The sequence below is a fragment of the Streptosporangium sp. NPDC050855 genome, assembly GCF_044456585.1.
In the GTDB taxonomy this organism is placed as follows: Bacteria; Actinomycetota; Actinomycetes; order Streptosporangiales; family Streptosporangiaceae; genus Streptosporangium; species Streptosporangium longisporum.
Map to the genome: position 1 here is coordinate 35050 of NZ_JBITFY010000031.1, position 22087 is coordinate 57136.

16 protein-coding genes are annotated in these 22087 nt (G+C 70.7%); 3 read left to right on the forward strand and 13 right to left on the reverse strand.

Annotation, left to right across the window (positions count from 1 at the left end):
• Positions 1 to 235: 235 nt before the first annotated feature.
• The 7 genes from ACIBCT_RS37685 to ACIBCT_RS37715 all read right to left on the reverse strand — a co-directional run bounded on the left by ACIBCT_RS37685 (position 236) and on the right by ACIBCT_RS37715 (position 11339).
• Entirely contained in the window at positions 236 to 1888 is a 1653-nt protein-coding gene (locus ACIBCT_RS37685; protein WP_399196806.1) for a glycoside hydrolase family 27 protein, read from the reverse strand.
• A gap of 705 nt (positions 1889 to 2593) precedes the next feature.
• Complete coding sequence (locus tag ACIBCT_RS37690; RefSeq protein ID WP_399196807.1) at positions 2594 to 5449, reverse strand: glycosyl hydrolase family 95 catalytic domain-containing protein; 2856 nt, start codon at positions 5447 to 5449, stop codon at positions 2594 to 2596.
• A gap of 61 nt (positions 5450 to 5510) precedes the next feature.
• A complete protein-coding gene (locus tag ACIBCT_RS37695) occupies positions 5511 to 6533 on the reverse strand; it encodes an ABC transporter permease (RefSeq protein ID WP_399196808.1) in 1023 nt (340 codons plus the stop codon).
• On the reverse strand, positions 6526 to 8088 hold the full coding sequence (locus tag ACIBCT_RS37700) for a sugar ABC transporter ATP-binding protein (RefSeq protein ID WP_399196809.1): 1563 nt from the start codon (positions 8086 to 8088) through the stop codon (positions 6526 to 6528). The genes ACIBCT_RS37695 and ACIBCT_RS37700 overlap by 8 nt, the downstream gene beginning before the upstream one ends.
• The gene (locus ACIBCT_RS37705) at positions 8078 to 9157 is read right to left on the reverse strand and encodes a sugar ABC transporter substrate-binding protein (protein WP_399196810.1); all 1080 of its coding nucleotides are present in this window, start codon (positions 9155 to 9157) and stop codon (positions 8078 to 8080) included. Before ACIBCT_RS37705 ends, ACIBCT_RS37700 begins: the two co-directional genes overlap by 11 nt.
• A complete protein-coding gene (locus ACIBCT_RS37710) occupies positions 9154 to 9966 on the reverse strand; it encodes an SDR family NAD(P)-dependent oxidoreductase (RefSeq protein WP_399196811.1) in 813 nt (270 codons plus the stop codon). The genes ACIBCT_RS37705 and ACIBCT_RS37710 overlap by 4 nt, the downstream gene beginning before the upstream one ends.
• Positions 9966 to 11339, reverse strand: coding sequence for an enolase C-terminal domain-like protein (locus ACIBCT_RS37715; RefSeq protein ID WP_399196812.1), 1374 nt, complete (start codon positions 11337 to 11339; stop codon positions 9966 to 9968). Before ACIBCT_RS37715 ends, ACIBCT_RS37710 begins: the two co-directional genes overlap by 1 nt.
• A gap of 308 nt (positions 11340 to 11647) precedes the next feature.
• On the opposite strand from ACIBCT_RS37715, the gene ACIBCT_RS37720 reads away from it, so the two are divergent.
• Positions 11648 to 12421: a FadR/GntR family transcriptional regulator gene (locus ACIBCT_RS37720; protein WP_399196813.1), complete on the forward strand. Its 774-nt coding sequence runs from the start codon at positions 11648 to 11650 to the stop codon at positions 12419 to 12421.
• A gap of 56 nt (positions 12422 to 12477) precedes the next feature.
• Here the strand turns inward: ACIBCT_RS37720 and ACIBCT_RS37725 are convergent, their stop codons facing one another.
• The 4 genes from ACIBCT_RS37725 to ACIBCT_RS37740 are packed head-to-tail and all read right to left on the reverse strand — an operon-like array spanning position 12478 to position 16798.
• The gene (locus ACIBCT_RS37725; protein WP_399196814.1) at positions 12478 to 13686 is read right to left on the reverse strand and encodes a mandelate racemase/muconate lactonizing enzyme family protein; all 1209 of its coding nucleotides are present in this window, start codon (positions 13684 to 13686) and stop codon (positions 12478 to 12480) included.
• Positions 13687 to 13711: 25 nt separating this feature from the next.
• Positions 13712 to 14539 (reverse strand): carbohydrate ABC transporter permease, encoded by an 828-nt coding sequence (locus tag ACIBCT_RS37730; protein ID WP_399196815.1) that lies wholly within the window; start codon positions 14537 to 14539, stop codon positions 13712 to 13714.
• The gene (locus tag ACIBCT_RS37735; protein ID WP_399196816.1) at positions 14539 to 15525 is read right to left on the reverse strand and encodes a carbohydrate ABC transporter permease; all 987 of its coding nucleotides are present in this window, start codon (positions 15523 to 15525) and stop codon (positions 14539 to 14541) included. Before ACIBCT_RS37735 ends, ACIBCT_RS37730 begins: the two co-directional genes overlap by 1 nt.
• 4 nt (positions 15526 to 15529) lie before the next feature.
• The gene (locus tag ACIBCT_RS37740) at positions 15530 to 16798 is read right to left on the reverse strand and encodes an ABC transporter substrate-binding protein (protein ID WP_399196817.1); all 1269 of its coding nucleotides are present in this window, start codon (positions 16796 to 16798) and stop codon (positions 15530 to 15532) included.
• Between the two features lie 139 nt (positions 16799 to 16937).
• Here ACIBCT_RS37740 and ACIBCT_RS37745 point away from each other — a divergent pair, with 139 nt between their 5' ends.
• Entirely contained in the window at positions 16938 to 17708 is a 771-nt protein-coding gene (locus tag ACIBCT_RS37745) for a FadR/GntR family transcriptional regulator (protein WP_399196819.1), read from the forward strand.
• A 123-nt stretch (positions 17709 to 17831) separates the two neighbouring features.
• Positions 17832 to 18680: a fumarylacetoacetate hydrolase family protein gene (locus ACIBCT_RS37750; protein WP_399196820.1), complete on the forward strand. Its 849-nt coding sequence runs from the start codon at positions 17832 to 17834 to the stop codon at positions 18678 to 18680.
• A 187-nt stretch (positions 18681 to 18867) separates the two neighbouring features.
• Here ACIBCT_RS37750 and ACIBCT_RS37755 read toward each other — a convergent pair whose 3' ends face one another.
• A complete protein-coding gene (locus ACIBCT_RS37755) occupies positions 18868 to 20250 on the reverse strand; it encodes a lectin (RefSeq protein WP_399196821.1) in 1383 nt (460 codons plus the stop codon).
• Positions 20251 to 20626: 376 nt separating this feature from the next.
• Complete coding sequence (locus tag ACIBCT_RS37760; RefSeq protein WP_399196822.1) at positions 20627 to 21958, reverse strand: PHB depolymerase family esterase; 1332 nt, start codon at positions 21956 to 21958, stop codon at positions 20627 to 20629.
• Between the last annotated feature and the right edge of the window lie 129 nt (positions 21959 to 22087).

The window sequence follows — 22087 nt, forward strand, 5'->3', positions numbered from 1 at the left end:
TTCTGTAAACATGGGGGTGGGGGGGGGGGGGGGGGGGCCCGGCCCGGGGGGGGGGGGGGGCCGGGGGGGGCCCGGCCCCCCCCCCCGGCGGGGGGGGGGGGGCCGGCCGCCGTACCGGATCGGCGGCGAAGGCCAGGTGAGCCGCCGGCCTTCCGCCGCCGTGTGCGGGGACACGGCGGCGGAAGGGCTCCGGGGGTTCACGCGGTACGGGGAACCGGACCGTGGGGGGTCGTGATCAGGTGCGGTTCCAGCGCTGGTTGGTACCGCCGTTACAGGTCCAGATCTGGAGCTTGACGCCGTTGGCGGTGGAGTTGCCGGGCACGTCCAGGCACTTGTTCGAACCGAGGGCGGTGATGGTGCCGTCGGAGTTGAAGCGCCACTTCTGGTTGTTCTGCCCGTTGCAGTCCCAGATGAGGACGCCCGTGCCGTCGGCGGTGCCGTTGTTGTTGACGTCCAGACACTTGTTGCCGTAGACCCGCAGCTCACCGGCGGCCGTGGAGGTCCACTGCTGGTTGCTCTGGCCGTTGCAGTCCCAGATGTTCACCAGGGTGCCGTTGGCCTGGGAGGCTCCGGTCACGTCGAGGCACCGGCCCGACCCCACCCCCTGGATGCGGGACGTGGACGGGGAGGCCGTGGGGGTGGGCGTGGGGTCGGGGCCGGGCTTGCCGCCGCTGACCCGGAACACGACGGTGCCGTGCGACGGGACGCTCGCCGAGATGCTCCCGCTGGTCGTGGTGACCGCGTTGGTCCAGGCGTCGCGCAGGTTGAAGGAGTTGCCGACCAGGCCGATGGCGGCCGCGGTGGTGCTGATCGTGGTCGTGCTGCCGCCCTGGTTGAACAGGGCGACCGCGACGTCGCCGTTGCTCAGCCGCTTGGCCAGGATGCGGCGCGTTCCGTCGTTGCTGACCTGGGTGGCCTGCAGGCCGAGCGTGTCCTGGTTGATGGCGATCAGGTTCTGGTTCTTCAGGATCGTGGTGGTCGCGCTGTCCATGTTCCGGACGTCGTTCCCGGCGATCAGCGGCGAGGCCATCATGGCCCACAGCGCGAAGTGGCTGCGCATCTCGGTGTCGGTCATGCCGCCGCGGCCGACCTCCATCATGTCGGGGTCGTTGAACTGGCCGGGCTTGGCGTACGAGGCCAGCGGGACGGTGACGTTGACGATGTTCTGGATGCCCATCGGGTAGCCGTTGGTCTGGCCGGTGTCCCACTTGTTGGTGATGTCCTCGGTGGTCCGCCAGATGTTGGCGATGTCGCCCCAGTTGCGTTGCGGGCCGGTCTTCTCGTGGATGCTGTTGGGGTTGATGCTGTAGAGGATCGGCCGTCCGGTCGCGGCCAGGGCGTCGCGCATCTTGGCGAAGATGCGCACCTGGTCGTTGATGGTGCCGGTGGGGGAGCACCAGTCGTGCTTCAGGTAGTCGACGCCCCAGGCGGCGAACTGCCGGGCGTCCTGGACCTCGTGGTTGAGGCTGCCGGTCGCGCCCGGGTAGGAGTTGAAGTACTGGGCGCAGGTCTTGTCCAGGGGGGCCTGGTAGATGCCGAACTTCAGCCCCCGGGCGTGCAGGTAGTCACCGAGCGCCTTCATGCCGCTGGGGAACCGTGACAGGTTGGGCTGGAGGTTGCCGGCGGAGTCGCGGTTGGGGTCCATCCAGCAGTCGTCGACGACGACGTACTGGTATCCCAGGTCGCGCATGCCGTTGCTGACCAGGGCGTCGGCCGTCTGCTTGATCAGGGTCTCGTTGATGTTGCAGCCGAAGGTGTTCCAGGTGTTCCACCCCATCGGCGGGGTCCGGCCCACGCCGTTCTCCAGCGCCTGCGCCTGGGTGGCGGGGGTGAGCGCCATGGTCAGCGCCGTCAGGGCCAGCAGTGCACGTGCTCGGTGTCTTCTCATCGATGTCACTCCTAGCGATGGTCAGGTTCGGGGGATCGCGGGGTGGTCGCGCCGCCGGTGATGCGGTCGGCGGCCGGCCGTGGCCGTGTGCGCCCGGGAGACCGGACCTGGGGGGTCGGGTGTCGGTCACCGAAAATTGTTATCGCTAACATTCGAAGTTCGAGGTTTTCATGGCCTGCTCCTGAGGGGGGTGATGTCGCGGAGTACATACGACCGGCCGGTCGGCGTCAACGAGCCGTGATCCCCGTCGGCCCGGCCGCCGCCCCCTGCACGCTCCGCTGCCTGGCCATTCGTCCGGAGCGGGCTCAGGTGGCGACGCCCGGAAAGATGAAAGTTTCACAGAAGTTACGCCGTCACGTCCGTAAGCTTCGGGGTGAATCCGTCCGATGTCCGCGGCCGGGTCGCCGGGAGGGGTGGTCTCCCTCCCGGCCGGCCCCGGACGTCCGCCGGATCGACGACCGCCCCGCCCCTCGGAGAAGGCGGCCGCGACGGCCGGGAGCAGCGGGAACGACCGCGACCGGGAGGACGCGGCACCCCGGCGTCCTCCCGGCGCGAGCCCTGCACCGGCCGCGACGGTGTTAACGCGAACAGTGATGCGCGGGTGCCGGGCCGTCCCGGAGCGCGACGCACGCACCGGGATGTCCTTCACCACGGCGTGGCCTGCGGCGAAGCGCACGCGGATCGGGTCCGGCGGGTGGCCGGCCGTCATACGCCCGTGACGGTCCACTGGTTGTTGGTGTTGCCGTTCGGGGCCCACATGGCCACGGTGGAACCGGCGGTGGCGTTGCCCATGCCGTCGAGGGCCGTGCCGGTTCCGCGGTTGACGATCTGGTGGCGGCCGTTGCCCACGTCGGCCAGGCGCCACTGCTGGTTGTTGCCGCCGCCCCAGGCCGCCTGCCGGGCGACGGCGCCGTTGGCGGCGTTGCCCCAGCTGTCGATGACCATGCCGTTGGTGCGGTTGACGATGCGGTACCAGCCGCCGCCCAGATCGACGAGCTGCCACTGCAGGTTGGTGCTGCCGTCGTAGTTCCACTGCTTGAGGTTCGACCCGGAGGCGACGTTGCCGCCGCTGTCCAGGGCCAGGCCCGTGGTGCCGTTGGTGATCCGCGCGTAGGTGGGCTGCGGCACGCCGGTCCCGGTCAGCCGGTACGTGCGGCCCGCCTGGCCGGTCAGCGCGACGACGTCGGCCTCGGGCTTGGTGACGGCGACGGCGGCGCCGCTCGCGACGTCGACCACCTGGTGGGTGCCGGTGAAGATCCGGTTGCGGACGTTGACGGTCCCGTCACGGTCGAACCTGACGAGGATCTCGGTGGCCGCGCCGGAACTCCACGTCGTGTCCACGGTGTAGCCGCCACGCCCCCGCAGGCCCCGCACCTTCCCGGCCGGCCAGGCGGACGGCAGCGCCGGGAGCACGTGCAGCTCGCCGTTGTGGCTGTGCAGGAGCATCTCCGCGATACCGGAGGTGGCGCCGAAGTTGCCGTCGATCTGGAACGGGGGATGCAGGTCGAACATGTTCGGCGCGAGCCGGGCCGTCGTCACCAGCAGGCGGATCAGGGTGTGCGCGCGGGCGCCCTCCTCCATCCGCGCCCAGTAGTTGATCTTCCAGGCGAGCGACCAGCCGGTCCCGTCGTCGCCGCGCAGCTCCAGGGTCCGCCGCGCGGCGTTGTACAGGGTGGGGGTGCCGCGCTTGGTGATCTGGTTGCCGGGGTGCAGGCCGTACAGGTGGGAGATGTGCCGGTGGGCGGGCTCGGTCTCGATCCAGTCGTACAGCCACTCCTGGATGTTGCCGCGCGAGCCGGTCTTCATCGGGGGGAGCCGGTCCCGGGTGGCCAGGACCCGCGTCCTGAAGTCGGAGTCGACCCCGAGCACCTGGGCGGCCTTGGCGCAGCCGTTGAACAGGTCGCGCAGGATCTGGTTGTCCATCGTGGGGCCGGCGCAGACGCTGACGCCGTTGTGGTGGGCCAGCTCCGGGGAGTTCGACGGGTTCGTGACCAGGAACCCGAGGCTCGGTTCCTGCACGAGGGTGTCGAGGAAGAACTGCGCGGCGCCCTTCATCGCCGGGTAGTACCGCCGCAGGAACTCGACGTCGCCGGTGAAGGTGTAGTGCTCCCAGATCAGGGTGGCCAGCCACGCGCCGCCGGTCTGCCACATGCCCCAGAACGCGCCGTCGACGACGGAGCTGCCCCGCCACGCGTCGGTGTTGTGGTGGGTCACCCAGCCGCCGGCGTTGTACTGGACCTGGGCCGTGCGGGCGCCGGTGACCGTGAGGTCGCCGATCATCCTGAACACCGGCTCGAAGCACTCCGACAGGTTCGTCGTGTCGGCCGGCCAGTAGTTCATCGGCAGGTTGGCGTTGACGGTGTACTTCGAGTCCCAGGACGGCGCCAGCGAGTCGTTCCAGATGCCCTGCAGGTTGGCCGGCTGGGTGCCGGGCCGGGAGGAGGAGATCAGCAGGTACCGGCCGAACTGGAACAGCAGCACCGAGAACTGCGGGTCGTTGACGCTGTTGTGCTGCGCGATCCGCACGTCGGTCGGCTGGTCGGCCGCCGGGGTGCGGCCCAGCTCCAGCGTCGTACGCCCGAACAGCCGCTGGTAGTCGGCCACGTGCCGGTCGCGCAGATCGGTGTGGCTCCTGGCGGCGGCGGCGTTCAGATGCTGGCGCGCGATGCCCTGGTGGTCGCCGCCGACGTCGCGGAAGGTGCGGTAGCCGGAGCCGATGGAGATCAGCACCGTCACGCTGTTCGCGGACGTCACCTGCAGCGTGCCGCCGGAGCTGGTGACGGTGCCGCCCTCGATGACGGCCTTGGCCAGGCCCGTGAAGCGGACCGCGCCGGTCTTGCCCTCCATGGTGCCCGAGACGCCGCTGAGCGCCACCGTCGTGGAGTCCGGGCTGGACCGCGTCGTCTGCTGGGGGCTGTCGAACGTCGCGGAGAACGAGATCGAGCCGGGCCTGTCGGCGGTCAGGCGCATGACGATCACCTGGTCCGGCGCGCTCGCGAACGTCTCGCGCTGGTGGCGCACGCCGTTCTTCAGGTACGACACCGTCGTGGTGGCCGTGGTCAGGTCCAGGTAGCGGTTGTACTCCGAGACCCCGGAGGCGTTGCCGAACGCGAGCCGCAGGTTGCCCACGGTCTGGTAGGCCAGCTGGCCCGCGGGGCTGCCGAGCATGTTCTGGTCGATCAGGGTCTGGGCCTGGGCCCACTGGTTCTGGAAGACCAGCTGCCGGATCTGCCCGAGCGCGCCCGCGCCTCTGGTGTTGCTCTGGTCGTAGGGGCCACCGGCCCAGACGGTGTCCTCGTTGAGCTGCAGCCGCTCGGTGTCGACGTTGCCGAACACCATGGCGCCCAGGCGGCCGTTGCCGATCGGGAGCGCGCGCAGCCAGTCGGTGCCGGCGCTCTCGTCGTACCACAGGGCCAGGTCGCCGGCGGCTCTGACCGCCGCAGGGGGGGCCGAGGCGGCCCGCGCGGCAGCGGTCCACTGCAGCGGTAACAGCAGGGCCCCGGCCCCGGCTGTTCCGATCTGCATCAGTCGCCTGCGTGACAGGTGGTTCTCGTCGGACATGTCGTTCCCATCGGTAGGGGGTGTGGCGCCTGGAGGTGCCAGGGCGGAGGAGCGGGAGGGGTTATTCCTGGACCTTGCCTCCGGTCAGCCGGGACAGGATGAGGGCGATGAGGATGATGGCGCCGTTGAGGGCCTGGATCCACTGGGCGGGCACACCCGCCAGGGTGAGGACGTTCTGGATCATGTAGAGGAGCAGGATGCCGGTGAACGCGCCGAACACGGTGCCCTTGCCGCCGTTGAGGCTGACGCCTCCGATGACGGCCGCGGCGAACACGGTGAAGATGGCGCCGTCGCCCTGACCGGCGGCCACCGAGGCGAGACGTCCCGACAGCAGCAGGCCGCCGAGGGCGGCGAGCAGGCTCGCGCCCACCAGGGCGGTCCACAGCACCCGGCCGGTACGGATGCCGGCGGCCTTGGCCGCGTCCACGTTGCCGCCGATGGCGTACAGGGCGCGGCCGTAGCGGGTGAAGCCGAGCAGTACGACGCCGAAGGCGAACAGCAGCAGGCACAGCCAGATCGAGGCGGGCACGCCGAGCCACAGGGCCGAGCCGAGGTAGAGCATCGACGGCGGCAGGTTGAAGAAGGTCTGGCCGCCGGAGACGCCGGTGAGCAGGCCGCGCAGCACGATCAGCATGCCGAGGGTGACGATGAAGCCGTTGAGCCCGAACCGCACGATCAGCAGGGCGTTGATCGCGCCGATCAGCGCGCCGACGGCCAGGGTGACCGGGATCGCCCAGACGCCCGGCAGCACGCCCATCCCGGCGCCCGAGCCGACGGCCACGGTCAGCCAGGCGGCCACGCCCGGCGCGAGACCGAAGGTCGACTCCAGCGAGAGGTCCATCCTGCCGGCGACCAGGACGATCGTCTGCGCCAGGACCAGCAGCGATATCTCCGACATGGTCTGCAGGATGTTGATCAGGTTGTCGGGCTGCAGGAAGATCGGGTGGACGATCCGGCCGACGACGGCGATCACGACGATCGCGGGGATCAGCGCGAAGTCGCGCAGCCCGGCCGGCCGCACCCGCGGCCGTTCCCGCCGGGGGGCGGCGCTCTCCGGGGCGGGCGTGAGGGTCTTCTCAGACATCGGGGGCATCCGGGGTGTAGGGGGTGTCGGGGGCGTCGGGGGTGTCGAGCCGGACTCCTTCCATGGCCGCCACCACGTCGTGGTCGTGCCATCCCGCGGCCATCTCCGTGACGAGGCGGCCCTGGAACATCACCAGCAGCCGGTCGCACAGCCGCAGGTCGTCGAGCTCGTCCGAGGCGATCAGCACGCCGCTTCCCCCGGCTGCGGTCTCCTCGACCTTGCCGAGCAGGAACTCCTTGGACTTCACGTCCACCCCGGCGGTGGGGGTGATCAGCACGAGCAGCCGGGGGTCGGAGGCCAGTGCCCTGGCCATGACGACCTTCTGCTGGTTGCCGCCGGACAGGCCCGTCACGGGCAGGCCGGGGCCGGGGGTCTTGATCGCCAGGTTGGTGATCAGGGTCCTGGCCAGCCGGTCACGCCGACGGCCGCTGATCAGACCGGCCTCGCCGAGCCGTTCGGGCACGGTCATGGTGGCGTTGTCGGCGATCGACATCATCGGGACGAACCCCTGGTGGTGCCGGTCGCGGGGAACGAAGCCGACACCCGCGGCGAGCGCGTCGGGCACGCTGCCGGGACGGGGACGACGGCCGGCGACCTCGATCGCGCCCGCGTCGGCCGCGCGCAGCCCGGCGACGGTCTCGGCCAGCTCGGTCCGGCCGCTGGCCGCCGCGCCCGCCAGGCCGACGATCTCACCGGCCCGGACGTGCAGGTCGACCTCCCGGTAGGCGTCGCCGTACGACAGGCCGCGCACGCCGAGCACCTCGCCGGCGTCGGCGGGCACGGACGCCCGGGGGAGCGCGGCGGCCAGGCCGGTGGCCTCTCCCGCCATCGCCGCCACCAGCTCGGCGTGGGTCAGGTCGGCCACCGCGGTGGTCAGGATGTGCCGGGCGTCGCGGAAGACCGTGACCGTGTCGCAGATCTCGTAGATCTCCTGCAGGTGGTGGCTGATGAACAGGAAGGTCACCCCCTGTTCCTGCAGGGCGCGGATGCGGGTGAACAGCCGGGCGATGGCGGCGGCGTCGAGCTGGGCGGTCGGCTCGTCGAGGATGATGAACCGGGCGCCGAAGGACAGCGCACGGGCGATCTCCACGAACTGCCGCTGCTCGACGTCCAGCTCGCCGGCAGGCAGGCGTACGTCGACGTCCACCGACCAGCCGGCGAGCAGCGCGGCCGCCTTGCGCCGCAGCGCGCCCCAGCGGACCAGCCCGAACCGGTTCAGGTCGTGGCGGTGCAGGTAGAGGTTCTCCGCCACGGTCAGCTCGGGGATGATCGTGGACTTCTGGTAGACGCAGGCCACCCGCCGCCGCCAGGCGTCGCGGTCGGCCGGGCGCGGGGCGGGTTCGCCGCCGAACCGCACCTCGCCCTCGTCGGGGGACGTCAGGCCGGTGAGGATCGACACCAGGGTGGACTTCCCGGCCCCGTTGCGGCCGATCAGGGCGTGGGTCCGGCCGGGCATGACCTGGATCCCGGCGCGGTCCAGCGCGACGGTCTCGCCGTACCGTTTGGTGACGCCCGCCGCCTCGACGACGGGGGCGGGCGCCGGGTCAGCGGCCAAGGGTGTTGCCCCACAGCGAGGCGTCGTCCGCCTTGACGCTCGGGACGCCGCCGTAGGTGCCGCCGTCGGCGGTGACCAGGGGAGCGGAGAGCTGGTCCTCCAGCAGGCCGGGACGCACCTGGACGATGGTGCTGTCGTGGTCGGTGGGGCCGGGCTTGAACGTCTTCCCCTCGATGGCGGCCTTGGTGTACTGCAGCGCGTACCTGGCGTACTGGTCGGCCGGTTGCGAGACGGTGGCGTCGATGGTGCCGGCGGCGATCTCCTTCAGTTCCTGGGGGATGCCGTCGTTGGAGATGACGAAGACGTGCTCGGGGTCGGACGGCGGGACCAGCAGGCCGCGCTGCTTGAGCACCTGGAGGGTGCCCGCCAGGGCGAAGCTCGACTGCATGTAGACGCCCTTGATGTCGGGGTTGGCGGTGAGCTGCGTCTGCAGTTTCTGCGAGGCGACGGCGCCGTCCCAGTTGGTGGCCTCGCCGAACACCGTGATGCCGGGGTAGTCGGCCTTCATGCACTCGTTGAACGCCTCGGTGCGGTCGCGGCCGTTGATGGAGGCCAGGTCGCCCTGGAGCATCACGACCTTGCCCTTGCCGGACAGCTTCTCGCCGAGGAACGTGCACGCCTTCCGGCCGTAGGCCTGGTTGTCGGCGCGCACCACCATGTAGGCGTCGCCCTGCTCGGGGCGGGTGTCGACCATGACGACGGGGATCTTCTTGGCGGTGAGCTGCTGGAGGGTGGGGGCCACGGCGGCGGTGTCCTGCGGTGCCAGCACGAGGCCCTTGACGCCCTGGCCGATGAGGCTCTGCACGTTGGCGGTGAGCGTGGAGATGTCGTTCTGGGAGTTGGTGGTCTTCAGCTCCAGGCCGTTCTCGGTGCCGAACCGGGGGACGTACGTGATGAAGGAGTTCCAGAAGTCGGTGTCGGAGCGGGGGTAGTCCACCCCGACGACCGGCTTGCCGCCCGCCGGGGCGGCCGCCGTGCCGCCGGCACCATCGCCGGCGTCGCCCCCGCAGGCGCCGGTCAGCCCGGCCGCCAGGGCGACGGCCGCTCCCAGGGCGAGTCCTCGTCTCATGGTCGTTCCTTTCCTGTGCTCGGTCGCAGCCGAAGGCCGTGCATGCCGCCGTCCACGGCCAGGTCGGTGCCCGTGGTCGAGCCGGACAGAGGGCTCGCCAGGTACGCGACGGCCTCGGCCACCTCGTCCGCCGAGACCAGGCGGCCCATCGGCTGGCGCGCGGAGAGCGCCCGGCGCTCCTCCTCGGGGTCGGGGGCGGCCTCCAGCAACCGGTTCACCCACGGGGTGTCGGCGGTGCCGGGGTTGACGCAGTTGACGCGGACGCCGTCGGCGACCAGGTCGGCCGCCATGGCCCGCGTCATGGACAGCACCGCGCCCTTGGTGGAGGAGTACAGGACGCGCTGCGGCAGCCCGGCGGTCGCCGCGATGGAGCAGGTGTTCACGATCGCCGCGGCCCGTGAGGCCCGCAGGTACGGCAGCGCCGCCCTGGCCACCCGGACCATGCCGAACACGTTGACGTCGAAGACCCGGCGCCATTCGTCGTCGTCGTTGTCCTCGATCCCGCCCTGGGCGCCGATCCCCGCGTTGTTCACCAGGACGTCGATGCCGCCGAGCCGGTCCGCGGCCTCGGCCACGGCGGCCCGCACCGACGCGTCGTCGGTCACGTCGGCCCGGAGCCCCAGCAGGGGCTCGGGCACGCCGGGGACGCCATCGGGGGCACCGGGGGCGCCGGGGGCGCCGGGGGCGCCGGGGAACAGGTCGAGGCAGGCCACGCGGGCCCCCCGCGCGGCCAGCAGGGTGGCGGTGGCCAGGCCGATGCCGGAGGCGCCGCCGGTGACGACGGCGGTGAGCCCGTCGAAGGTGCCCATCACGCCACCTCCCCGGTCCTGGCGGCCGTGGCACCGGCCGTGGCGGTGACAGGGGCCGTGGCAGTGACGGTGGCCGCGTCGGCGGTCCACCGGGGGCCGTGCGGGTAGGCGTACTCGGCGCGCGACGCCGGGTGCATCTCGCCGCCTCCTCCCGGTTCGAGGGGTGCGACGTACCGGCCGTCCGCGATCACCACCGGGTCGGTGAAGTGCTCGTGCAGGTGGTCGATGTACTCGATGACGCGGTCCTCGGTGGTGCCGCTGACGGCCACGTAGTCGAACATCGCCAGGTGCTGGACCATCTCGCACAGGCCGACGCCGCCCGCGTGCGGGCACACCGGCACCCCGAACCTGGCGGCCAGCAGCAGGATGGCGATGTTCTCGCCGACCCCGGCGACCCTGGCCGCGTCGAGCTGCAGGACGTCGATCGCGCCCGCCTGCAGGAACTGCTTGAACATCACCCGGTTGTGGGCGTGCTCGCCGGTGGCGACCTTGACGGGCGCGACCCGCTCGCGGACGGCGGCGTGACCGAGCACGTCGTCGGGGGAGGTGGGCTCCTCGATCCAGTACAGGTCGAACTCGGCGAGCGGGGCCAGGCGTTCGATCGCCTGGCCGACGCCCCACGCCTGGTTGGCGTCCACGGCGATGCGCACGTCGGGGCCGACCGCCTCGCGGGCCAGCCGCACGCGCCGCACGTCCTCGGCCGGGTCGGCGCCGACCTTCAGCTTGATGAGGCGGAACCCGTCGGCCACCGCCTCCTTGGCGAGCCGGACCAGCTTGTCGTCGGTGTAGCCGAGCCAGCCGGGGGTGGTGGTGTAGGCCGGGTAGCCCTCGGCGAGCAGACGTGCGCGGCGCCCGGCGCGGCCCGGCTCGACGTCACGCAGGATGGTCAGCGCCTCCTGCCGGGTGAGCACCTCCTCCAGGTAGCGGAAGTCGACGACGTCGACGATCTCCTCCGGTGACAGCTCCGACAGCAGCCGCCACAGCGGCTTGCCCGCCCTGCGTGCGCGAAGGTCCCACAGCGCGTTGAGCACGGCCCCGGCCGCCATGTGGACGACGCCCTTCTCCGGGCCGAGCCAGCGCAGCTGGCTGTCGCCGGTGAGCCGGCGCGACGTCCCGCCGAGGTCGCCGAGCACCTCGGCCACCGGCCGTCCGGTGACCAGCGGCGCCAGCGACTCCACGGCGGCGACGGCGATCTCGTTGCCGCGCCCGACGGTGAAGGCGAGCGCGTGCCCTTCCTGCCCGCCGCCGGTCCGCACGATCACGTAGGCGGCGGAGTAGTCGGGCTCGGGGTTCATGGCGTCGGAACCGTCGAGGTGGCGAGAGGTGGGGAACCGGATGTCGTGGGCCTCGACCGCGGTGATCAGCTCCGTCACGGTGCTCCGTTCCGGCGATGGGTGCGCACGAAGGCATACCTCCATCGAATGTTTCCGGATGATGAAGAAATTTTCATCACATGGACATGGGATGTCTTTGTAATCCTCCGCATGCGACGTGTCCAGACCCTCCAGCGAAATACCGCAAATATGATGAGTTATCTGAATATTTCAGGCCCTTCCGCGTGAACGAGTCCCATGTCCGCCCTTGCAACGAGTCGGCCTCTCGCGCGAACATGGGATGTCTGTTATGTTCCCGCGGTGACCCGAGTACCGATCGAGCGTCCCCGCGACCGGAGGTCGTGCCCATGTCCCTGACCGACGAGGCGATCTCCCGCATCCGGGCGCTCGTCCGGTCGGGCGACCTTCCCCCCGGGGCGCGCCTTCCCCCCGAGCACCAGCTCGCCGCCCTGCTCGGGGTCTCCCGCAACCCGTTGCGCGAGGCGGTCAAGGCGCTGGTCGTGGCCCGGGTGCTCGACGTACGGCGGGGCGACGGCACCTACGTGACCAGCCTGGAGCCGCGGCTGCTGCTGGAGGGGCTGGGGCTGGCCGTCGAGCTGCTGCGCGACGACACCCTGCTGGAGATCGTCCAGGTGCGGCGTATGCTGGAACCCGCGGCGACCGCGCTGGCCGCGTCCCTGATCTCCGCCGGACAGCTCGCCGAGGTCGGCGAGCACCTGGCCGCGATGCGCGCGGCCAGTGACGACGTGGAGAAACTGAACCACCATGACGCCGCCTTCCACCGCGCCGTGGTGCGGGCGACGGGCAACGAGACGCTCTCCACCCTGCTGGACGGGATCTCCGGCCGTACCCTGCGGATGCGGGTGTGGCGCGGCACGGTCGAGGCCGGCAGCTCGCACAAGACCATCGCCGAGCACGAGGCGATCTACAACGCCCTGGCCGCCGGTGACGCGACGCTCGCCCAGGCGGCGGCGCTGGTGCACATCGGCACGACCGAGACGTGGCTCCGCTCGGTGCTCGAGAACGTGGAGGGCTCCCCGGCCGACGGCGACCCGGCCCCGGCCGGTACCGGGGTCACCGACGGGCTCTGGCCGGAGCCCGCCGACCAGGAGACGCGATGAGAGGATCCGCGAGGCCGTACGGGGCCTCACGGCCCTGCGCACCGGACCGGAGGGACTCACCTCGGCGGCCGGCGCCGGCCGTCCACGACCAGGGGGGTGAGGAGGCGCTGCTGCGCGACGTGACCGTTGTCGGCCACACCGGTGTCGGTCACCGCCAGCAGCCTCCGTCCGGCGTGTTCCGGCCGGACGCCGGGGCCGTCGGCCGTCAGGGTGCCCGGCCGGCGGGTGATCCCCCCGATGGCGTCCTCGTCGATCGTGAGGCCGAGACCGGGCGAGTCCCCGAGGAGGAACGCGCCGCCCTCGACGCTCAGGTCGGCGGACACCCCCACCGGCGGCCGCAGGTCCTGCAGCTCGCTGACCATGTGGTTCGGCACCGACGTCGCGGCGTGCAGCAGGCCGACCGGGATGTTGCCGATGGGGCTGACCGGCAGGTCGTGGGCGTGCGCCAGGGCGGACACCCGCAGGAAGTGGGTGACCCCCCAGACCGCGGCCGTCTGGACGATGTCGACGGCCCCCGCGGCCAGCAGCGGACGGTACTGCTCGAGCCCGGTGAGGTTCTCCCCGGTGGCGACCGAGGCGCGGATCCCGCGGCCGACGACGGCCAGCCCCTCGGCGTCCCAGCGCCGGACGGGCTCCTCGATCCAGATGAGGTCCAGGGTGCGCTCGAGCTCGTGGACGTGCCGGATCGCCTGCTTGCGCGACCAGGCCTCGTTCACGTCGAGCATCAGGCCCGGCCGCGTCCCGCGTGAGGCCTCGGTCAGGACCTCCTGGACCAGCGTCAGGCGGTGCCGGTCCCGCTCGATGTCGAGGCCACCCTTGATCTTGGCCGCCCGCAGGCCGTGCCGGGCGTAGACCTCGTACGCCGAGACGAGCTCGTCGTCGGTGAGGCCGAAGTCCAGGCCCGAGGCGTAGGCGGGGACCCGCCTGTCGCGCCCGCCCAGCAGGCGCCAGAGCGGTTCACCGGCCGCCTTCGCCTTGATGTCCCACAGGGCGGTGTCGAGCGCGCCGATGGTCCCGAACACCGCGCCCGCGTGACCCGCCTTGAAGGTCTGCCGCAGCATGCGGTCGTACAGCGCCGTGACGCCGCGCGGGTCCTCGCCCTCGATGGCGGCGAAGAGACCGTCGAGCTCCACGTGCGGCCCGATGCCGGCGCCGGTGATCCCCTCGTCGGTGTCCACCAGGATGATCGGCACCGGAACGGTCCCGTCGGCGTAGACGCCGTTGGCGTCACCGACCGGACGGCCCCATTCCTGGACGGTCGTCAACGTGCGATACCCCGAGATTCGCATGTCAGCCCTTCGTGGAACCGGCGGTGACACCGTCGGCGATCTGGCGTTGGAGAAAGAGGTAGACGATCAGGACCGGTACGGCGGCGATCAGGACCCCCGAGGCGAACGTGGGGATGTCGTCGGAGTACTGCCCGCGCAACGAGGTGACCCCGACCATGAGGGTGCGGTGGTCGGCCGACGGCATCATCAGCAGGGAGATGAGGACGTCGTTCCAGCAGAACAGCGCGTCGAGGATGCCGACCGACAACAGGGCCGGGGTGCCCATCGGCAGCATGATCCGCCGATAGACGCCGTACGTCGTGTTCCCGTCGATCCTCGCCGCGTCGACGATCTCCCCCGGAACGGTCTTGTAGTAACTCGTCATCAGGAAGATCGTGAACGGCAGGAACTGCGCGACGTAGGCCAGGATCAGTCCCGGGTAGGTGTCGATGAGGCCGCTGTCCGCCATGACCCGGGCGAGCGGCACCATGATCACCTGGAACGGGACGAACAGGGCCGCGAGACAGCCCAGGAAGAGCGCCTTGGAGCCGCGGAAGCGCAGCTGGCTCAGCGCGAAGCCCGCCATCGACCCCAGCAGCAGCAGGACGGCCACCGAGCTCGCCACCACGACGAGCGAGTTGGCGAAGTACCGCGCCATGCCGACGCTGGTCCACGCGGTGACGATGTTGTCCCACTGCAGGGAGGTCGTCGGGGAGAACCGGTCGAGGACGTACTCGCGCCGGGTCTTCATGGCGACGTTGGTGGTGAACACCAGGGGGTAGATCGTCGCCAGCGCGAGGAGCGCCATCGGGACGGCGACCACCCACCTGGTCAGGCGGCTGCCGGACATCAGTCCTCCCTTCCGGAGCGGCGGAGCACGCTGATCTGCATGAGTCCCACCACGAGCATGACGAGGAACAGGACCGTCGACGCGGCCGAGGCGAGCGCGGGGCGGTTCATCTGCCCCTGCTGGATCCAGACGTAGTACTCCGGCAGGTAGGTGGACCCCTCGGGTCCGCCGCTGGTCATGACGTACAGCAGGCCGAACATGGACGTCAGCATCCCGATCATCGTGGTCACGAAGACGAACTGGATGGTGCGGGTCAGGCCCGGGATGATCACGTGCCGGATGATCTGGGGGAGCGACGCGCCGTCCACCCGGGCCGCGTCCAGGAGCGCGGGGTCCAGGGTGGCGAACCCGGCGAGGAACACCACCAGGGACATGCCGAAGGTCGCCCAGATGTGCACGCCGACGACCGCGAACATGGCGACGCCGGGGTCGCCGAGCCAGTCGACCGGGCCGGCGCCGACCGCCGCGAGGGCGGTGTTCAGCGGGCCGTCGAAGGCGAGTATGAGGTTGAAGATCGCACCGATGATCACCGGTGAGAGCACGGCCGGGAAGAAGTAGACGCCGCGGAAGACCCGGTGCCCGGGCACCCGCAGGTAGACGAACGTCGCGAGCAGCCCCGGTATGGCCACCGCCACGGGAAGCAGCAGCACCAGCAGCCCGACGTTGCGCAGCGCGCTCTGGAACGTCGCGTCCTGGAACATCTCCAGGTAGTTGTCGAGGCCGACCGTCGTCCCGTTGCGCTCGCCGTCTCCCGTGAAGGAGAAGTTGACGCCCAGCAGCAGCGGCCACAACCGCAGCGCGACGATGATCAGCAGGGCCGGGGCCACCAGCACGTAGGGCGCGAGGCGTTCGGAACGCAGCGTGCGGGAGGCCCGCCGGGGAGCGGTCGCGGTGCCGTCGCGGCGCTCTCGCCGCCCGGTCTCTCCTCCGCCGGTCCGCCCGGGGACGGCAGGGCGGACCAGCGGTGACGAATCTCGGATCGGCACGCGATCAGCTCGCCCGATCCGAGGCGGCCAGCTGCTCCACCACCTCGTCGACGGTCGCCGATCCGCTCAGGAGCTGCTGGGAGAGCCTTCCCATCAGGTCCAGGGTCTTCGAGGACAACGCCACGTGCAGGGCGGGCTTGCCCTCCTTGATCTGGGACACGATCGTGCCGACGGCCGCGGGGCCCTGCGACACGTCGATCGTGGTGTCGGACGTGATCGCGCCGGCCTCGGAGTAGAAGGAGGTCAGGGCGTCGGTCGTGGTCAGCGAGCGCACCATGTCGGCGGCCAGCCCCGGGTCCTTCGCCCACTTCGCGACCGCGTAGCCGATGCCGCCGTCGTAGGGGAGGTTCGGGGTGGTGCCGTCGGTGACGACCGGTGAGGGCATGACGCCGACCTTGTCGGCCCCCAGGAACTCGCTGAAGTCCTTCCAGTGCCCGATGTCCGACATCAGGCCGATGATGTGGGCGGCCTTGCCGGAGTTGAAGATCGTGAAGGCGTCGTTGAACATCGCGGTCGAGTTGGCCCCGTCGTTGTTCAGCTTCGCGTCGCCGGTGTCCTTCCACAGCTTGAAGATCTTCTTCACACCGGGGGAGGACCAGTCGCGCTTGCCGGCGATCCAGTCGTCGTACTCCTTGGCCGTCAGGATGCCCGAGCCGAGGCCCGACATGAAGAACTGGATGCCGGCGCCCTCCTTGTTGCCGAGCGCGAAGCACCTGGCCCCGGTCTTCTGCTTGATGGTGGCGCAGTCGCCGAGGAACTCGTCCCAGGTCGTGGCGGGGCCGTCGAGTCCCGCCTTCTCGTACAGCGTCTTGTTGTAGTAGATCGGATGGCCCTGCAGCGTCACCGGCGCGGCGTAGGTCCCGCCGTCCTTGCTGAACGCGTCCCAGCCCGCCAGGCGCTGCCTGTCCCCGGCCAGGTACCGGTCGAGCGGCAGGAGCGCGTTCACGCGGTCGCGGATCTGGCCGCCTCCGTTGAACAGCATGACGTCCGGTCCCGTGCCGGCCTGGATGGCCGCGCCCAGCAGGGTGTAGTACTGGTCGAACGGCTGGGCCACGAACTCGACCGTGACGCCGGGGTGCTTCTTGGCGAAGGCGTCCTTGGCCTTCTGGACGTAGGCGGCCGCGGACGCGTCACCCGACTTCCAGTCCCAGACCACGAGCTTCGTGACCTTCGCGGAGCCGCTCGGCGCCGCCGCGGGCCGGGTGGCGCTCCCGCAACCGGCCAGGGCCAGCCCGGCGACCAGGGCGGCCGACCACAGTGTTCGCTGCTTCATCGCTGTTCACTTTCCAGAGGACGGCCGGCTCGCCCGGCCGCTGCGTGAGGCGAAACGTAATTCGTATGACGTATAACGTCAATAGGTGTGCCATATACTGACGTCGAAACGTGGCGCGGGCCGGGGCACCGGAGGAGATATGACGACATCGCAGGAGTCGCCCCCGAGTGTCGCAACCCCTCCGGCGTGGGTGCGACGGCCGGCCAACCTCGCCAGGGCGGTGACGGCGGAGCTGGTGGAGCGCATCGTGCGGGGGGTGCACCCCCCGGGTACGCCGCTGCCTCCCGAACCCGCGCTCTGCGACGCCTTCTCGGTGAGCCGGACCGTCATCCGCGAAGCGGTGAAGATCCTTCAGGAGAAGGGGCTGGTGCAGATCCGCCAGGGCAGCGGCACCATGGTCACCCCTCCGACGATGTGGGACATGCTCGACGAGCTCGTCCTCGCGGCGACCATCGCCCAGGACGACAGCCTGGGGATCCTCGACGACCTCGTGGTCACCCGGCGCGTGCTGGAGTCCGACATGGCGAACCTCGCCGCCCGTCTCGCCGACCAGGACACCGTCGACCGGCTGCGCGCGCTGGTGGACCGGATGGACGAGCTCGTGGACGACCATGTCACGTACGCCGAGCACGACCTCGCCTTCCACGACACGATCATGCAGGCGTCCGGGAACCGCATCGCCCGTGGCGTGGTGCGGGCCCTGGAGAGCCAGGTCGTCAACACCGCCCGCTACATGGGCCAGCCCCAGCGGGCCCTGTGCGTGGCGTCCAACCTCGGCCATCGCCGCATCTACGAGCGCATCGCCGCCCACGATCCCGGCGGTGCCGCCGAGGCGATGTTCAGGCACATCACCGACGCCTGGATCGTCCGCCGTGGCGGGCCGGACGAGCCCGTGCGCCTGGAGCGCTGAACGCGGACCCCGCTCGAACGGCTCGACCAGGACGTGGCGTGCGGCGGCCCCCGCCCGATCCGATGAACCCGCCAGGCCCGGTCTCACCGGCATGCCTGCGAACCAAGGGAAAGAAGGCGTTTCGTGAAACTGTTCCGGGTGGGACCGCGCGGCCGGGAGCGGCCCTGCGTCATGGGACCCGACGGCAGGGCGCTGGACCTGTCGGCGCTGACGGCGGACATCGACGGCGCGTTCCTCGCCGGAGGAGGCGTCGAGCGGGTGCGTTCCGCCCTCGCCGAGGGCGGCCTGCCCGAGGCCGGGCCGTACGAGCGGATCGGCGCCCCGGTGGCCAGGCCGGGGAAGGTCGTCTGCATCGGGCTGAACTACTCCGACCACGCGGAGGAGACCGGTGCCGCCGTCCCGGCCGAGCCGGTGGTCTTCATGAAGGCGTCCAACACGGTCGTCGGCCCCGAGGACGAGGTCCTGGTGCCGCGCGGCAGCGTGAAGACCGACTACGAGGTCGAGCTGGCGGTGGTCCTCGGCGGCACGGCCCGCTACCTGTCCTCCCCGCAGGAGGCGGCGGACGTGATCGCCGGGTACGCGATCGCCAACGACGTGTCCGAGCGGGAGTTCCAGAACGAACGCGGCGGCCAGTGGGACAAGGGCAAGTCGTGTGAGACGTTCAACCCGCTGGGCCCGTGGCTGGTCACCCCGGACGAGGTGGGCGATCCGCAGGCGCTCGGCCTGCGCCTGTGGGTCAACGGGCGGCTCCGGCAGAACGGCAGCACCAAGAACCAGATCTTCGGTGTTCATCATGTGATCTGGTACCTCAGCCAGTTCATGGTCCTGGAGCCGGGCGACGTGGTGAACACCGGCACCCCCGCCGGGGTCGCCCTCGGCATGGGCCCGGACGCGTACCTGCGCGCGGGCGACGTGGTGGACGTCGAGATCGACGGCCTGGGCCGCCAGAGCCAGCGGATGGGACAGGCCTGAGAACGCACGGGACGCTCCCCGGACGGCACGCCCGGGGAGCGTCCCGTCCGGCCACGACGGCGCGCCGGCCTGCCGGGGCCGGGCAGGTGGACACGGCCCCGCCCCTGCAGGGGATCCCTCGCCGGGACGGTCACCGTCCCCGGCAGGGGATCCCCGCAGGTGTCTTCTCATAGGTGCCGGTGAGGGGTCAGCCTCTGGTCCAGCGTTGGTTGTTGCCGCCGTTGCAGGTCCAGATGGCGAGGCGGGTGCCGTTGGCGGTGGCGCTGTTGGGGACGTCGAGGCACTTGTTCGCGCCGAGGGCGGTGATGGTGCCGTCGGTGTTGAGGCGCCATTTCTGGTTGTTCTGGCCGTTGCAGTCCCAGATCTGGACGGTGGCGCCGTCGGTGGTGCTCTGGTTGCTGACGTCGAGGCACTTGTTGCCGTAGACGCGCAGTTCGTTCGCGGTGGTGGTGGTCCACTGCTGGTTGTTCTGGCCGTTGCAGTCCCAGATCTGGACGGCCGCGCCGTTGGCCTGTGAGACGCCGCTGACGTCCAGGCACCGGTTCGAGCCCACACCGCGGATCGGACCCGATCCCGGCCCCGGGGTCGGGGTCACGGTCGGCGTCGGCGTCGGTGTGGGCTCGGGGCCGGTCCCGAACTGCGAGAAGAACCTCCACACCTCGCCCTTGGTCCAGGTCGTGATGCCGCTCTCGGCGTAGGTCCCGTCCACGGGGCCGGGCATGTGCCCGTTGTCGAAGGCGGCCCACACGACCGGGTACCCGGCCCGGCACCCCGAGTAGGTGGTGGTGATGTGCGTCCTGCTGCCCGCCCCCGGCTCGGGCGGGTTCTGGGCGGTGCAGCCGTTGTTGCGGACGAACCTGTCGCGCAGCGACCGTCCCTGGGAGATGTTGAGGACGTTGTCGCTGATGCCGTGGAGTCCCATGTACGCGATGGGCTGTGTGCCGCCGCTGCACCCGCTGAGCTGCGCGCCGGCGTAGACCGCGACCGCGCGGAAGACCGTCGCCCTGCTGCAGGCGAGCGAGTAGCTCATCCCGCCGCCGTAGCTGAAGCCCATGGCGAAGCGCTGCGTGGTGTCGACGCACAGGGAGGCGTCGAGCAGCCTGTTCAGGTCGTCGACGAGGGTCACGTCCTCGCCGCCGGAGTTGGCCCAGCCGTTGCCGATGCCCTGCGGCGCGATGAAGATGCCGTTGTTGTTCGACATCTGCCGCATGCCGTAGAAGGACCAGGGGTACCCGCTGGTGCCGCCCGAGTCGATCTCGCCGGCGGTGCCGCCCCGCCAGTGGAACCCGAAGAACACCCGGTAGGGCGTGTTGTTGTTGTAGTTGTCGGGGAGCCGCAGGATGAAGGAGCGGGTCTTGCCGCCGCTCTGGATCGTGTGCGTGCCGCTCGCCAGCGTCGGGTTCTTGCCGCACCCGGCGGTCGGCGCCAGCGCGCCCGCGGCCGTGGACGACGCGGTCGACGCGGACGACACGGTCGTGCCGAGGCTGTTGCTCAGCGCCGCGTGACCCGTGGACAGGACGAGGAGCGCCGCGGCCGCGATCGCTCCGAAAAGGGAGCTGCGCTTCGGCATCACGCGACCCCCTCGGTGGTCCGGGCGCCGGCACGTCTGGATGGGGACATCACTTGGTTCTCCTTCATCGGGGGGTGAGAGCCTCGGACGGTACGGCTCGGCCGCGAGTCGCCCGGAGAGGTCCGTCCACGCCGCCGGTTCGCCCAGGGGGCATCCCGGAGACTCCGCTACCAATTACGTTCCGTGCGCTGAGGCGCGTCAAGAGCTTAAGCCCACTTATTTCCGACTTCTCACGGTGCGGCTTGTGGTGAAGTGGGAAGTCTTCCGGACGTAATCGCAGCTGGACGGCTTTTCCTCGCCTTCTGTCGGCTCGCGGATCCGATAGTTCTTCGGATGTGTAGCATCAATTTCGATGCGGATGGAGGGTCGATGCCTGTCAGCCTCTGGTCCAGCGTTGGTTGTTGCCGCCGTTGCAGGTCCAGATGGCGAGGCGGGTGCCGTTGGCGGTGGCGCTGTTGGGGACGTCGAGGCACTTGTTCGCGCCGAGGGCGGTGATGGTGCCGTCGGTGTTGAGGCGCCATTTCTGGTTGTTCTGGCCGTTGCAGTCCCAGATCTGGACGGTGGCGCCGTCGGTGGTGCTCTGGTTGCTGACGTCGAGGCACTTGTTGCCGTAGACGCGCAGTTCGTTCGCGGTGGTGGTGGTCCACTGCTGGTTGTTCTGGCCGTTGCAGTCCCAGATCTGGACGGCCGCGCCGTTGGCCTGTGAGACGCCGCTGACGTCCAGGCACCGGTTCGAGCCCACACCGCGGATCGGACCCGATCCCGGCGTCGGAGTCGGAGTCGGAGTGGGCGACACGGTCGGTGTCGGGGTGGGGGACGGGTTCACGCCGCCGTCGAGGCCGAGGAAGGCCAGGGCGTGCGGGAACATGCCGTCCAGCGGAAGGGAGTGCCCGTGGCCCGCGAAGCTGAACGCCTCGACGGGAGGCTGGGTCGTGGTGGCGCCGTAGCGGGTCCGGGTCACGCCCGACCGGGGGGTGTCGGTGAACACCGGTGCCTGGCCCACCCCGTTCAGGTTGGTCCACTGCTTGATCTGCTCGCCGAAGTTGGGGTAGGCGAGCGTGGTGTCGGTGGTGCCGTGCCACAGCTGCATCCGCGGGTAGCGGCCGGTGTACCCGGGATACATCGCCCGCGCCTGGTCGCCCCACTGCTGCGCGGACTTGATCAGGTTCCCACCGGAGCACCGGCTGTTCCACAGCGATCCGTTGGTGGTGGCGAAACACCCGGCGGGCACGCCGGAGAACGCCGCGGCGGCGCTGAACACGTCCGGGTACTGGGCGGCGAGCACGTTGGTCATCATCGCCCCGGAGGAGAAGCCGCTGACCACGACGCGGGCGGGATCGACGTTGTAGCGCTGCCGGGCCCACGCCGCCATGGACATGATCCCGGTGGGGTCGCCACCGCCGTCGCGCCTGAGGGCGGCGGGGGAGGAGACGTCGAAGCACCGTCCCTCACGGGTGGCCTCGGGGAGCACGATGACGTACCCGTACCGGTCCGCCGCGGCCACGTAGTCACGTCCGACGCTGTTGAAGACCCCGGCGGCGGTGCCCGTGCAGTAGTGCACCATGACCAGCATCGCCGGCCGTGCCGCGACCCTGTCCGGCACGTAGACGTACATGTTCAGGTTCGTTGGGTTGGTCCCGAAACCGGTCACCTGGGTCAGCGACGCGGCCGCGGCGGGCCGGATCGCCACGAGCAGGCCCGCGATCACCAGGGGTAAGGCGGCGGCCGCCAGGACGGCCCTGAGTGGGTGTTTGATCCCATGGGTTCTGTCTGATTGTGGTTTCAGGTGTCTCTCCAGGTTGGGGTGTTTTCGCGGGTGAGGCGGCGGGTCATGAGA

Coding starts and splice junctions, on each gene's coding strand:
- ACIBCT_RS37685 (WP_399196806.1), bottom strand. CDS start 1,888: ATGAGAAGACACCGAGCACGTGCACTGCTGGCCCTGACGGCGCTGACC.
- ACIBCT_RS37690 (WP_399196807.1), bottom strand. CDS start 5,449: ATGTCCGACGAGAACCACCTGTCACGCAGGCGACTGATGCAGATCGGA.
- ACIBCT_RS37695 (WP_399196808.1), bottom strand. CDS start 6,533: ATGTCTGAGAAGACCCTCACGCCCGCCCCGGAGAGCGCCGCCCCCCGG.
- ACIBCT_RS37705 (WP_399196810.1), bottom strand. CDS start 9,157: ATGAGACGAGGACTCGCCCTGGGAGCGGCCGTCGCCCTGGCGGCCGGG.
- ACIBCT_RS37710 (WP_399196811.1), bottom strand. CDS start 9,966: ATGGGCACCTTCGACGGGCTCACCGCCGTCGTCACCGGCGGCGCCTCC.
- ACIBCT_RS37720 (WP_399196813.1), top strand. CDS start 11,648: ATGTCCCTGACCGACGAGGCGATCTCCCGCATCCGGGCGCTCGTCCGG.
- ACIBCT_RS37730 (WP_399196815.1), bottom strand. CDS start 14,539: ATGTCCGGCAGCCGCCTGACCAGGTGGGTGGTCGCCGTCCCGATGGCG.
- ACIBCT_RS37740 (WP_399196817.1), bottom strand. CDS start 16,798: ATGAAGCAGCGAACACTGTGGTCGGCCGCCCTGGTCGCCGGGCTGGCC.
- ACIBCT_RS37745 (WP_399196819.1), top strand. CDS start 16,938: ATGACGACATCGCAGGAGTCGCCCCCGAGTGTCGCAACCCCTCCGGCG.
- ACIBCT_RS37755 (WP_399196821.1), bottom strand. CDS start 20,250: ATGCCGAAGCGCAGCTCCCTTTTCGGAGCGATCGCGGCCGCGGCGCTC.